Below are 13859 nucleotides of genomic sequence, written 5' to 3'. Positions count from 1 at the left end.
TCGCGGTATCATAGGAGTTCCAATCTGTCATACAAATCCTTTTCGAGTTATCCGTAATCGGGAGGTGCTTGATCTTAAGGTAGCAGCCGATATCGTCCGTCACTTCACTAGTCCCTCGCTGATACAGAGAAGGGGGTCCGCGAAGGTCCGAGATGAATGCTATTATTTCGCGTAATAACCGCCATCAATTGGAAGTTCCACGCCCGTAATGTAGGAAGACTCGTCCGACGCCAGGAACAGGACGCCGTTGGCGATATCCTCCGGCTTGCCCAAACGTGGAAGCGGCGTCTGTGATAGGAACCATTGATTCATATTCTCATCCTTAAACAAATCGACTGTCATTGGCGTCTCAATGTATCCGGGATGGATGGAGTTCGCGCGGATATTGTACTTGACGAAATCGACCGCCGTCGCCTTGGTCAGCATACGTACGGCCCCTTTGCTTGCGGTGTATGGGCCGGATCCACTTCCGCCGGTCAAGCCTGCGATGGAAGAGATATTGATAATCGAGCCTCCTCCCGCCTCGATCATGTGAGGAATGATATACTTATGGCCGAGGAAAATGCTCGTCACATTGATAGACATTGTCTTTTCCCAGCCTTCGACAGTCAGGTCAATAAAAGACGTTGCGTTGGACACCCCCAAGCATGGAAGCTGGCTCAACATCGCTGAAATTGAGCAGAGCGCACTAACGATCCAGTGTCTGAGCCGACGAATCGCCTCGATGGAAGAATTGCAGCGTGGGGCAACGGCTTGAGAAGTCGAACGCAACCAGGCACAGATATCGGGTCTCCAGGGAAATACTAGTTCTATTTTGACACAACGATTATTCGGGAACTTCTTCCCGTCTTTTCTTTAGGTCATCCAGAATGCCAACGTACTGCTTCTCTAGTGAGTAGAAAAATAACAAAATAGCCATGCAAATATAAGTGAATAATGGCAAATAAATATTCATAACGATGATCATCGATTTTGCAGTATCTGTCTGTATTAATGCACCCTCCTGATAATGCCCGAAAGCAAGCAACCAGCCAATGAGTGCCGTTCCAAGCGCCGTACCGATTTTACCACCGAAGGAGTTCACACTATTCGTCAACCCAATAATCCGTTGCCCATGCTTCCATTCGCCGTATTCAATCGTACTCGTCATAAGCGGTCCTAGCACAATCATCAGAGGAATCACACCGAACCCTTGCAGTACGGATCCAGCCAGGCCAATCGGGATGCTGTTAAGATCAATGAATCGAATTAGAGAGCCCAGGATCCCAACTGCCAATCCGAAGATGGCAGTATTTCGCTGGCCCCATCGCTTGATGACAGGTCCAGAGACAAGAAAAACGAGTACCATCGGGATAAAAGAGAGCGCTCCCATGATTCCTACCAAATTAAGATTGCCCCAGATATACTTGGCGTAATACATCCCGGCTGAAGCGGATACAGCAAAATTAATATTCGAGATTAGTGCGATAAAAAATATAATAAGCCAATATTTGTTCGTAAAAAGCAGTTTAAGACCTTTTCTCATTGTATAGTTTTTCTTTATCTCACCGACATCTTTCAATTGTTGGGTATTATATCTTTCTTTGGAATAACGGAAGGTCAAATAGATTCCAAGAGAAGCGATCAACCCCAGGATTGCTGTTAAAAGCGTCCATTCTTTCTTGCCTCCTCCAAGAGCATTGACAGCCGGAATGAAAGCCATGACGATGATTGCTCCTGTGAAATAATTAGAAGAGGCTCGTAATATCCCCATTAAGGTTCGATCCTGCTGGCTTCTTGTCGTTAAAGCCATTAGGCTCTGATAAGGAATCGATGTAGGAGTAAACACAAAAATATAAAATATGATGTTAGTTATAACAGCGTAAGTTATTTTTGCCCCTGGGCTTAGATCGGGAACGCTGAACAGCAGCAAAATGGATACAAATATCGGGATGATCATTCTTAGCAGCCAAGGGCGGGCTTGACCGTGCTTAGAACGAGTTCGGTCTAGAAGTACCCCCATTCCAATATCTGCGCCAGCGTCTAGAAGCTTGGTAAATAACAAGGCTGTACCTACAACACCAGCCGAAACTCCAACAATGTCGGTGTAGTAGAATGTCATCAGACCTAATAGGGCTGTCATGATACTCAATGCAATTGAACCTGCCGAATCACCGATTAATTCTTTAGTAGTAAGTTCCCGTTCCATCCAAAATTCAACTCCTTCGGTTAACATCCAAATATACGACAAAAGATTCGGAGAAGAAACTCTTCTCACGCACCACGGTCGTCTTGTCTCATGCTGTCATATTGAATTTGGAGCTCGCGCGGATACCTGAGGAGAAGTCGATGAATCACTTACCTCACCGAGTGATTCTCTTCGACATCTCACAGTATCCAAGCGGAACGGAATATTTATCCGCAACATTCTAATTGAAATTCATCCAGTATAGATTCAACACCCTGGTTCTGATGGTATTCACCGGGTTATTCACAAGACGGGCACAGTTAAGCTACCTTCTCTTTCAATATCATGCTTGCCAATAAATCTTCCATTCTTTAAAACAAGTTCAAATCAGCGTTCTTACATGCAATCAACATATTTCATCCCTGAACCTACTCATGCAACTTGTAAACATCATTTGGTATCCGCATACAATTCAACTAGCTATCGAACGGGCCTCAGAAGTAAGCTTGACTCATTCTGGGTGATATGGATTAACTGCGATTACAACGTCAGTCCACCGTCAACCACGACGACCGAGCCGGTCATATAACTGGACTTGCCTGAGGCTAGAAACACGACCATCTCGGCAACTTCGGCCGGGTCGGAGAATCGTCCCATCCTCATGGAAGGGAACTCCTCCGGCATATAGCCACTGTCTTGCATCATGGCTGGGACTGTCTGCGTCAGCGCCGTATCGACACCGCCAGGGCAAATAGCGTTGACCCGAACGCCTTTTCTTACGTATTCTATCGCTGCAGATTTCGTCAAGCCAATCACAGCATGCTTGCTTGCGGAATAGACGGCCATACTATGTTCGGAGCGAATACCCGCGGTCGAAGCAGTATTGATGACCGAGCCATAACCCTGCTTGCCCATAACCTTCAGCACATGCTTCAAGCCAAGGAAGACGCCACGGACGTTGACGTTGATGACTCGCTCGAACTCAGACAGTTCGATGTTCTCCAGCAAATTGAATTGTTGCAGAACTCCTGCGTTATTAAAGAAAGCGTCGATTCGTCCGTATTCGTCGATGGTTGCCTTCACGTACCATTCGACATCTTCGTTTTTTGAGACGTCGGCTTGCACGAAAAGACCCTCACCGCCTTGTTCACGAACAAGGTGTAACGTTTCTTCACCCGTCTCCGCATTGAAGTCGACGACAACAACGTTGAATCCAGCCTTGGAGAGCTGAAGCGAGGCAGCACGACCAATGCCACTGCCTCCCCCAGTGATGATGGCGACGGAACCAATCGGTACGGTTCTATCCAGAAACTCACCAGTTTTAGTCTCGTCTGCCGGGCTTCTCTCATGAGGCTTCGTTTGAACGTCTTCTTCTCCGATGCCAGTCAGATCGGAAACTATAGCCGTGATTAACTCTTGGGGCATATTGGCTTGCGGAATGGCGGCCAGTTGCTTAAGCGACATGCCCTTCCCCATGCTCGCCATCGGATTGGTCGAGATTCCAGGCAAATGCTTCTCCAACACCGTGATCGCAGCTTTGTTCGCGAGCAATTCGCTTAATTTCGAGTTTTCGTTAAAGGCCATTTGTGATTCCTCCACTCTTTGGTTTTTTCAGCGTCTGCGTCTGTCATCGAACGCAGCCCAACACGCATGGATCAAATTGAAAGGTATCTCCCTCTTTATCGCCAGCAATGTGCCATCGACATAATGGACATGTCCGTAAAATTCATACTTGCCAGCAGGAGTATCACTTACAGCAACGGCAATTACTCCTTGTAAATCAAAAGCATAATAAATACAATATATTCCATCCAGTCCCACTTGAACGTCTGCTGCATCTTGAAAAATCTCGTACCCAAAGGGTTAACTCACATTCCTGATGGAAAGTCCGAATTCCACTATTGTGCGTTAATTGTAATGGATTGCGGAGTACAGCCTTCAGCAGTGACTGTCAAGGTGATGACGCCTGCGTCGGTTGGACGTACAACCGCCAATGCTTTGCCGTCGAAGGTGGTATGCTCCTTCTCGAAGTAATTCTCTTCGGTTGCGGGGTTGGCACTGCCAAAGCCCTGAATCAAGCCAGGCCCCTCAATCATCACAGAAACCTTCCGGTCCATGGTGTTAAACAGATTACCTTGCTCGTCTTTCAGGCTAATCATTACGAAAGCCAGGTCACTGTCGGATGCGGCAATCTCTGTTCGGTCCGCTTCTACTGTGAGCATGACGGCACCGCTTGCCGAATGGAGTGTCATCCTGCCGGTTTCTTGTCCGCTAACGTAAGCCACCGCCGTAATTTCGCCCGCTTCATAGATGGTGTCGAATTCCGCTATAAAGCGTTGTCCTTCGCCTGCTTCAGCTTTTCCGACCGAACGCCCGTTTACCAGCAACTCGACTTCTTCTGCATCGGCATATACTTCCACTTTAATTGGCTTACTCTCATATCCGCTCCATGACCAGCTAGAGACAGAATCGCTCCAGCTCCAATTCGACAGAGAGGCTTTTTTAGAATAATGTTCAGGCCGCTGTACAGCGATATACGGAGCCGTGCGAAGACCGAATACAATCTCACGGTAATAGGATACGGGTCTCCGGTTGCCAAGAATATCAATGTCGCCGCACCAGCCTGTAATCCACGGATACATGCCTTGATTTGAGGGTGATGAGCTATCCACATCATATTGGACTCTTCCTATCCCCGCTTCCCCCAGATAGTCCCATCCCGTCCAGGTAAAATCTCCAATGATCTGGCTAAGCTCTTTCACGAATTTCCAGTTAACATCGATTTTTTTCGGAAAAGTCTCGCTCCCGACGATAATCCGGTTAGGAAACTGTTCTATATCCTTAAGGTATCGTGATTCTGCATAATTGTAGCCCGCAATATCCACACATGCGAACGATTCTGCCGTTTGCGTCGTGCATAATTCGCTATTAACGATCGCCGAGAGGATGTCACCTAAATTGTTCATCGTTGTATTGATGCCGGAGTCTTCACTGATGTTAAAATGGCCAGCGTCAGCCATTTTAGGCAATTCCTTCATAACGGCCAGCAAGAAATTAACCGAGTTCGTGGTGAAGCGGGTAGGATCAAGGGAGTGAATCTTCTCCGCGATCTTGCGTCCCCACATTGAACCGATGGAGCTGCCCGTTTCCGGAATTTCGTTACCGATGGAATACATAATTACGCTTGGGTGGTTAAAATCTTTATCCACCATCGCTTGTACATCCTTTTCCCACCAAACGGGGAAGCTCAGCGCATAATCATATTCGGTTTTGGTAGAACTCCACATATCAAAGCTCTCGTCCATAACCAGCATGCCAAGACGGTCGCATGCGTCGAGCAGCGCTTTGCTCATCGGATGATGCGCGCTGCGCAGCGCATTGAATCCTGCATGTTTCAGAATCTCGACTCGCCGCTCATCGGCTCGATCAATGGTAGCAGCACCAATCACGCCATTATCGTGATGGATACACGCACCGCGCAGCTTGACGACCTTCCCGTTTATACATAACCCTTGATCCGCATCCAATGTTAGCGAACGAATGCCGAAGGTCGTTGACTCTTGGTCCACTTCTTCCTCGTCGGCCTTAATCGTCGTTCTGCACGTATATAGATTTGGCTCGTCTACATTCCAAAGTTTGGGGGACTTTACCAGAATAGACTGACGAAGCGTTGCCGGCTCGCCCGCAAAGGTCGTGACCGGAGCAAGATCAGAGGCAACAACCGTTCCATCCGCATCGATAATCTCAGTCAACACCTGCGCCGTCAAAGTGCTTAAGCCTTCATTTTCAATCACTGTCGCTACTTTTACGACTGCTCGGCCATCAGATATCTCAGGCGTGGTAATCTTCACACCATCCAAGGCAATATGCGTGAGATTCCCTACGATCAGCTTGGTATTCCGGTAGATGCCAGCTCCTGTGTACCAGCGGGAGTCTTTGTAATTATTAGCGATAACACGGATCTCATTTTCTTGGCCATATTTGAGGAAGCGGTCAGCCTTTACATAGAAATTGCTGTATCCAAAGGGATGCTGACATGCAAAATCTCCGTTAATGTATACCATCGCTTGATTGTATACGCCTTCAAACTCGATGGTGACCCGCTTGTTCCGGTACTCCTCGGGTACAAAAAATGACTTTTTGTACTCATATTCTCCTTCCGGATAACAAGCGATACTCGGGCTGCCGTCTTTCAGTCTCTCCTTCTCCCACATCGCATCATGCGGCAATGTAACAAGCTTATGCGGCTTTTTATCCGTATCGATCTCACCAAAGTAGCTAGGTTTTGGGCCAACCAGCCAATCAGCATTAAAAGATGTTTTAATCATTTCTAAGTCATCCCCTTCTTTTATATCAGAGCTTGGAGTTTTCTTTATTGTTCTTTCTTGGATTTACAGGGCCACACTAGACTGTATCTCAAGTTTATATTGGTTACGCGAAGACATCTTCGACGTTGTAGGACCCTGGAAATAATTTGGTATATCCATTTCCCCTTCACCTTCCATAAGGGAAACCTCTTCCTGAAGAAGTCTGGTTCGTGGATATGCATTTTCCTTCTTAAGATTCAGATCGTGCCAAGCTTCAGTGAAATGGGCAAAGTAAGAACCAAACAGGACAAATTTCTTGACTCTCGCCTGCTTAGCCAAGCGCGCCAGCCGCTGAGTCGGGAGCACATCCGATGCCTCCTAAAATAAATACTTTTTTCATACTCGTACACTCTCTTGGCTGTCGATTTCAGTTTTAAATCAGAAAAATATGCTTTCAGCTGAACACTGAAAAAGATATTTTAAAATCTTGGATTGTGCATTTATTGGCGAACTGCCGCGTTCAAATGCTCCAGAAGCATGGAGAGCGTCTCCTCCGTAAGTGCTCCACCTGTAAACGGAATTAAAGCCCGCAGCGACATATAGCGCATGGATGCCTGAATCATCTCCGCAGATACAGCATCTGAATGTGCATTTTCGGCCCCCTGGGGAGCCAGCCCCTGCATTTGGGCCAACACCGCCGTCGTTTTCGGATTCGAAAGCAATTCGCCTAGAGCTGTATTTCGATCGTATACCGGCACGATTTCTCTCGTAGTAGATTCCACCATAACTTTCGTTTGCAAAGCAATATGCCGTGAAGAGGACCCTAGTAGAATATCAAATCCCCCACTCTCCACGTGCCAGTCCTTGCGCTCGACACTGTAGTGTGCAAAGCTTCGTTTTTCCAAAGTGAAAGTGATGGTTTTCTCTTCTCCGGGTTTGAGCGCAACTTTGGCAAAGCCTTTCAGCTCTTTCTCAGGGCGGCTTACCGTGGATTCACAATCATGGACATACAGCTGGACCACTTCCTTGCCAAATACGGGACCTGTGTTTTTTACATTCACGGTTACAGAGAGCGTTTCGTTATCCTTAATTTCAGTCTGACTCACGGTTAAGTGGGAGTATTCAAACCGGGTGTAGCTTAGACCATAACCGAAAGGAAACAAAGGCTCGATATCTTTCATGTCATAATAACGGTAACCTACGTAAATCCCTTCCCGGTATTCGACGCGGTCGCCATCGCCAGGGAAGAACAAATAGGATGGATTGTGCTTCAAGGATTGCGGGAACGTTTCCGCTAATTTACCGCTAGGGTTGGCATCTCCAAACAACAAGTCAGCGATAGCCCCTCCGGCAGCCTGACCGCCCAAATATCCCTCCAGAACAGCCTTGACATCTTGGAGCCACGGCATGAGAATCGGTGATCCGTTGCACAGCACCACAACTACATTGGGCTGAACGGCAGCAACGGCAGAGATGAGTTGCTGTTGATTGAGCGGCACATCCAGATGAGAACGGTCATAACCTTCTGATTCATAGCGGTCGGGCAGACCCACTACGAGTACAGCTATATCTGAGGCTGCTGCAGCCTTTATCGCTTCATCAAGCATAGACTGGTCGGATTCGTCCGAGTCCTGATCGTAGCCCTGCTTGTAAGTAATGGATGCGGCAGGTCCTGCGGATATCGTAATTTGCTCATAAATGCTGTCCAGCTGTGTCGGCTTGATATGGGAGCTTCCTCCACCTTGATATCTAACCTTTTCAGCCATTTGCCCGATAATTGCGATTTTTCCTTCTTTTTTCAAAGGAAGAATTTGATTCTCATTTTTCAGCAGGACCATCGTTTCTCTCGCAACTTCTCTGGCCAATTGATGATGGACTGTCTGATCATAGCTGGCATGTTCACGCTTGGAATCGACTGCTTTAAAAATAACATGCAGCAGCCTTTCTACCGCTTGGTCCAGCTTTTCTTCGGATAATTCGCCGTGGTTTACGGCTTCAACAATTTGCTTGGGCCCTTCTCCGTTCGAAGAAGGCATTTCCAGCTCCATACCGCCGGCAATACTGGCCACAATTTCACTTACCGCAGCCCAGTCGGAGACCACGAATCCTTCGTGGCCCCATTCTTCTTTCAGAATGGTTGTCAGCAAGTATTCATTCTCAGAGACATAAGATCCATTGAGCTTATTATAGGCTGACATGACGGTCCATGGCTGAGATTGCTTTACAGCCTTCTCAAAACCGGTCAGATAAATTTCTCTTAATGTACGCTCATCTACAATGGCATCTGTTGTCATCCGTCGATGCTCCTGGTTATTAACGGCAAAATGCTTCAGAGAAGTCCCGACACCTTGACTTTGCACACCTGCGATATGCGCTGCAGCTAATTCCCCGGTCAAATAAGGGTCTTCCGAGAAATATTCGAAGTTTCGTCCGCACAGCGGCGAACGCTTGATATTGGCGGCAGGTCCAAGGACGATAGCTACATCTTCTGCCTGCGCTTCCTTGCCGATGGCCTCACCCACAAGCTGTACCAGATCGCGATTCCAGGAACTGGCCAAACCAGCAGCTGAAGGGAAACAGGTGGATGGTACACTCTCATTGAGACCCAGATGATCCGATTCCCCGTCCTGCTTTCGCAGACCATGCGGGCCGTCAGTCAATATAATGGACGGAATACCCAATCTGTCTACGGCTTGGGTTGACCAGAAGCTGGCTCCAGAACAAAGTTCTGCTTTTTCGTTCAATGTCATCTGTCTTACCATATTTTTAATATCACGATTCATTCTTCTCAACACTCCTCGATTATAAAACTCTGCAGGCAAGCTTTAACTATTGTTCCAGAACGATCGCCGCGAGCTGAAGGTCCAGTTCATTCAACAGCTCTTCCGGCGCCTCAAAGGAAGGATAACTAGCAAGGTCACGGATTGAGGCTTCTCCCCCAGCCAACCATGTTTTGTCCCATATCAATTACTGTTTCACCCGCTGGTGTAGTCATAATCTCAAACTTCAGTAATGCTGACTTTTACTTCCTTGCTTTCTACCGGTTGCAAGCTCACATTTTCGAATGCCAGTGGAACAATGTTGTTACCAGCCTCAAGTGTAGTAAATTAAAACTATTCCACTAAATTATTATTTAATGTTTATTTATGGTTTTTTTAGTTTTAATTCCAATAAAATCACATACGTTCTTCTCTAATCTGCTACGTTCAATTTTCCCTCACTTCCCCTCTCAATGATGGGCTTCTAGTTTAGCTAAATTCATGTGATCACTGAAATAGTATTAAAATTCGTAAGCGCTTACCACAATGAATTAAAATTTTCTACTCTGTCCTATTATTCAGTGAGTCTTAACCCCTTTCGTTTTCTTAAAAGTAAGATAAGTCTTATTATAAGGAATAAGCGTTTTTGATTGTGGTATGATTATTATATAAATCATACAAATCATCACTGAAAATGAGGTGAAAATGATGAATGTGGCTTTTCATAAGCTTGCATTTTTAAGCAGGTTGATTTATGAATCCATACAACTTCCGGTTTTTTATCCAGCTTCAAATACTGATAATAGCATTAATGTAGAATCCAGTGATGATGTTAAAAACAGCATGTACTTTAGTCATCAGATCGAAATTGCTCGTTTACTTATGGAGCAGTCGATTCACACCAGGATTCCAAGTATTCATAAAACCATCTTTGATGAGTCTTACATCACGATTCCATTCTCAGCAGAAGAACAAACAGTTTCTACAATCATTATTGGCCCTGTTTATTCATATCCCAGTTCTGCGGAAGAAAACAAAAATTCATACCATGAGCCTGACTTAGATGACAAATTTCAGCAGTACGTACAACAATTATCTCATGTAAATAACAAGCGTCTTTATCATATTTGTATCCTTGCTTTCTATCTTTTGAATGGTGTATGGTTAGACATTTCGGATGTAATAAGTAGCGATTTCCTTATTATGGATGATAATAATTCGATCAGAAATAAAGTGGATTTAATTATATCCAAACAACGTGAGCTATCTGAGTATAAGGATGGGTGTGACCTGGAGGAACGTGTTCTTCAAATTATCAGAGATGGAGATAAAACTAAATTGCTTAGTATGTCTTTTTTTTCAGCTGCATCTCATTTTGAAGAAGGAGGGCTGTTAGCCAAGTACAGCCAACTCCGAAACATGAAAAATTTGAGTATTTGTACGATTACATTAGCTTGCCGTGCTGCAGTAGAGGGAGGATTATATACAGAAATTGCATACATGATAAGCGATCATCATATTCAACACATTGAGCAATTGTCTGATATAAAAGCGGTAGAATATGCAACTTTTAATGCATTGGTTGATTTTGTAGAACGAGTGTCTAAAGCAAAACGGAAGCACCTCTCCAAAGCTATATCCTTATGTCAGGAATATATTAACAAACATATTTATCAAAATGTGAATCTTACTATTTTGGCGGATTTAACCCACCTAAAGCCAAACTACTTAAGTCAAAAATTCAAAAAAGAGACAGGCATCACGATAAGTAATTTTATTCAAATGGAAAAGGTCGAAGAGTCAAAAAAATTACTGCTATTAACAACTGATTCTATTCACAGCATTGCTTTGCGACTGAGTTTCTATGATCAGACCCATTTCGTGAAAATATTCCAAAAACATACCGGGGCAACGCCTGGTCGATATCGCAGAGAGAATAAGCTAAGATAGAGCATACTGCTTGAGCACTGAAAAGCTGCTTGATTTCCTGTCCATTAGTTAAAAAGCAGCCGAACGTACTGCTGTAGTGCTCCGTTTTCCTGTTGGCATAATTTATCTTACCTTGAAATCATCCTCTTGGTGAAGTTTGAGCAGGCGGTCAATTTGTTCTATGACCTTCTGGAACGAGCCTTTGCCCCGGATTAAATCATGCTCCTGTTCAAAGCCTTCAATGGCGATCAGAAGTCAATATTTGCATCGCCTAATGGGATTGGCAAATTCACCAAAGTAAACTGATTAACTTCATCGGTGTGAGTTTCCCAGATTCCCCATACAAGCAGTATCCATATTCACAGAATACAAATTAAAAGCATCCTGATATTTTCGCAAAATAGTAATTTCATAAAATCAACTACTCTCATCCATACAACTATATATTAGTTGTAATTTCAATGACCCAATACAAGAATACAGTTATGCTCAATTAATTTTCTGTACCGCTTTAACTTCAAATTCATGATCCCAATTTCCTGTTTGTCCCCTAGGTTTAACTTTCGAAATCCTGAGATTAAATTGGATTCAAGATCTACTATTTGCACGAAATAGCCCGCTATTAGAAACTACCGCCTCTTCAAGTAGCATCCAATCTAAATCAACACCGAAATTTAGTTTCAGAGCAATTACGGTTTCTAAAGATAGTTTGTATTTATCTTTTTTCCAATTCACTCAATGTCCCTTGTGATACACCAATAATCTGTAAAAATTCAATTTGATTAAGCTTGTTAAATTTTCAAATGTTTTTTATTTTTTTCCTATATTCTTACCGTTTCACCTGCTATCCATAAAGTACAAACAGCCCCGAAATAAAGAATTTTTCATCGGGACTGTTTAGGTTAGATATTAATTTGTCCTGTAGGTAAAAATATGTATAACAAAACTTTATTGTAATCGAGTAAACGTAATTTTCCTATTAGATAATGTTTGTCTTACTTCTTGTTATAAAAATCAGGCTGTCCTTTTTCACCTTAAAATAGGATAATTCAGATCCATCATTAACAGATGATTTTGGATTTAATTAACCTTTATTCCCGTCCTTACTGGGTTCGCGGGGATTTTTACTGTCTCATTTAGATGCTATAATCAGTCTCATTTAACTATAAAATTAGTCCAACTGATTTTATAGACCACAGCGATTTCCTTATCAGTTCTGTGTTGAAATAATTTCAGATACAGTACTTTTTTCTTAAGTGCCTAATGTGTCTAGCTGGCTTGTGAAGCACTCTAAAATCCTCTATTGTAACTGTGGTGGTTGCCCCAATATAAAGGTGATGTTTGAACCTCCTCGAACGGCCCAACATGAAAAGAATCCCGATAAAACTTCTTGAAATAATCCCTGCTCAGCAAGGTATCGGAATGTGCGGTCTGTATCTGAAATTAATTACATGCTGACCACTCGCGCCTGTAAAGAAAGTTGTCTTACATACCACGATTTATAAGGATAAATGCACACAAAATCCAAGAGAAAACTTTCATGTAACAAAGATTTACCTGAATTACTGAGTTGTCTTTGTATAATTCAAAATCAACCTAAGCTACCTTTGTATGTTTAGGATCGCCTTCCTCACTCTTTTATCCAACAACGCCGTGCCCAACAATGAAGTCGGTTTGATACTTCCCAGCATTAGTCAATGTTCTGGTTAAAATAATTGACCTAACCATTCACTACCTTACCGAGTATATTTACAAGAGCGCCAAACTCCAATTCTTCAAATTTCCTTGAGGCAGCCTCATAACGTAGATCCCATAGACATTCATTTAAATTACATTCAATAGGCACATCAAGTCGAATTCTAGCCAGATCTCTTGAAAGATGTAACATTTCCAAGTTTTCTTCAATTTACTTCTCGATACTTGCTGGAAGCATCTCAAAACATTCGAGACAGCCTTCAACAGATCCATACTCATTCAACAGCTTAAGGGCAGTCTTTTCACCTATACCTTTAACCCCAGAGTAATTATCACTAGAATCTCCCATAAACGCCTTTAAATCTATCACCTGTGAAGGAGTTAATTGCCTTACAATAAAAAGTGTCTCTAAATCATACACAGTGTAATTTGATCTTCCCTTATTCATAATTATTAATTTCACCTTTTCAGTAATCAACTGAAGCATGTCATGGTCTCCGGTTAAGATAAACACCTCAGAATCCTCCTGAAGCTTATTTGATATAGTACCAATACAATCATCCGCTTCGTACCCTGCTAAGCCAATATTGGGTACACCCATTTCAGCCACTACTTCTTTGACTAAGTCGAATTGTGGCAGAAGTTCAAGTGGAGCTTCCAAACGATTTTGTTTGTATTGGCTGTAGCTCTTGGTACGAAAAGTACTTCTACCCATATCCCAACAACAAATGACATGCGTTGGGTTAAAATTTTTAATTGCATCAAAAAAGTGCTGTTTGATCCTGAAAACCGTATTTGGATACCACCATCATGAGCGACGCGCCGATACCGACAATGAAATGCGTGCGAATGCCCGCCTCCTTCATCCGACTTTTGCGTTCATAGCCGATTAACGCGCCGCACAAGCCGGCGAACATGACCCGAATCAGATAATCCCAATCCCACATACTCTTTTCACTCCACTACATTTTATTTCTCGAACAGATGTCGTACCTTGTTATT

8 protein-coding genes and 2 pseudogenes are annotated in these 13859 nt (G+C 43.8%); 1 reads left to right on the top strand and 9 read right to left on the bottom strand.

From position 1 onward, the window contains the following. Positions 1-162 precede the first annotated feature (162 nt). The 7 genes and pseudogenes from QMK20_RS05135 to QMK20_RS05105 all read right to left on the bottom strand — a co-directional run. Positions 163-642: pseudogene (locus tag QMK20_RS05135) on the bottom strand (SDR family NAD(P)-dependent oxidoreductase); the annotation flags it as partial. Positions 643-826: 184 nt separating this feature from the next. After that, positions 827-2188: an MFS transporter gene (locus QMK20_RS05130; RefSeq protein ID WP_283654867.1), complete on the bottom strand. Its 1362-nt coding sequence runs from the start codon at positions 2186-2188 to the stop codon at positions 827-829. A 519-nt stretch (positions 2189-2707) separates the two neighbouring features. Continuing rightward, positions 2708-3457, bottom strand: coding sequence for an SDR family NAD(P)-dependent oxidoreductase (locus QMK20_RS05125; RefSeq protein ID WP_283656209.1), 750 nt, complete (start codon positions 3455-3457; stop codon positions 2708-2710). Between the two features lie 608 nt (positions 3458-4065). After that, a complete protein-coding gene (locus QMK20_RS05120) occupies positions 4066-6495 on the bottom strand; it encodes a glycoside hydrolase family 2 protein (RefSeq protein ID WP_283654866.1) in 2430 nt (809 codons plus the stop codon). A 63-nt stretch (positions 6496-6558) separates the two neighbouring features. Beyond that, positions 6559-6840, bottom strand: a complete 282-nt coding sequence (locus QMK20_RS05115) for a hypothetical protein (RefSeq protein WP_283654865.1) — start codon at positions 6838-6840, stop codon at positions 6559-6561. Between the two features lie 134 nt (positions 6841-6974). Beyond that, positions 6975-9257, bottom strand: coding sequence for a glycoside hydrolase family 3 C-terminal domain-containing protein (locus QMK20_RS05110; RefSeq protein ID WP_283654864.1), 2283 nt, complete (start codon positions 9255-9257; stop codon positions 6975-6977). A 46-nt stretch (positions 9258-9303) separates the two neighbouring features. Further along, positions 9304-9441: a hypothetical protein gene (locus tag QMK20_RS05105; protein WP_283654863.1), complete on the bottom strand. Its 138-nt coding sequence runs from the start codon at positions 9439-9441 to the stop codon at positions 9304-9306. Positions 9442-9938: 497 nt separating this feature from the next. On the opposite strand from QMK20_RS05105, the gene QMK20_RS05100 reads away from it, so the two are divergent. Further along, positions 9939-11183 carry a helix-turn-helix domain-containing protein gene (locus tag QMK20_RS05100; RefSeq protein ID WP_283654862.1) on the top strand — a complete coding sequence of 415 codons (1245 nt, stop codon included), beginning with the start codon at positions 9939-9941 and terminating at the stop codon, positions 11181-11183. A 1885-nt stretch (positions 11184-13068) separates the two neighbouring features. On the opposite strand, the gene QMK20_RS05095 is transcribed toward QMK20_RS05100, so the two are convergent. Together QMK20_RS05095 and QMK20_RS05090 are read right to left on the bottom strand one after the other, a co-directional pair. Further along, positions 13069-13614 carry a 5'-3' exonuclease gene (locus QMK20_RS05095; RefSeq protein WP_283656208.1) on the bottom strand — a complete coding sequence of 182 codons (546 nt, stop codon included), beginning with the start codon at positions 13612-13614 and terminating at the stop codon, positions 13069-13071. Between the two features lie 19 nt (positions 13615-13633). After that, positions 13634-13804 (bottom strand): annotated as a pseudogene (locus tag QMK20_RS05090) (MgtC/SapB family protein); the annotation flags it as partial. Positions 13805-13859: the final 55 nt, after the last annotated feature.

Source organism: Paenibacillus sp. RC334, from assembly GCF_030034735.1.
Classification (GTDB): Bacteria; Bacillota; Bacilli; order Paenibacillales; family Paenibacillaceae; genus Paenibacillus; species Paenibacillus terrae_A.
This window is presented reverse-complemented; position numbering and strand designations above follow the sequence as displayed.

Coding starts and splice junctions, on each gene's coding strand:
- QMK20_RS05110 (WP_283654864.1), bottom strand. CDS start 9,257: ATGAATCGTGATATTAAAAATATGGTAAGACAGATGACATTGAACGAA.
- QMK20_RS05130 (WP_283654867.1), bottom strand. CDS start 2,188: ATGGAACGGGAACTTACTACTAAAGAATTAATCGGTGATTCGGCAGGT.
- QMK20_RS05100 (WP_283654862.1), top strand. CDS start 9,939: ATGATGAATGTGGCTTTTCATAAGCTTGCATTTTTAAGCAGGTTGATT.
- QMK20_RS05120 (WP_283654866.1), bottom strand. CDS start 6,495: ATGATTAAAACATCTTTTAATGCTGATTGGCTGGTTGGCCCAAAACCT.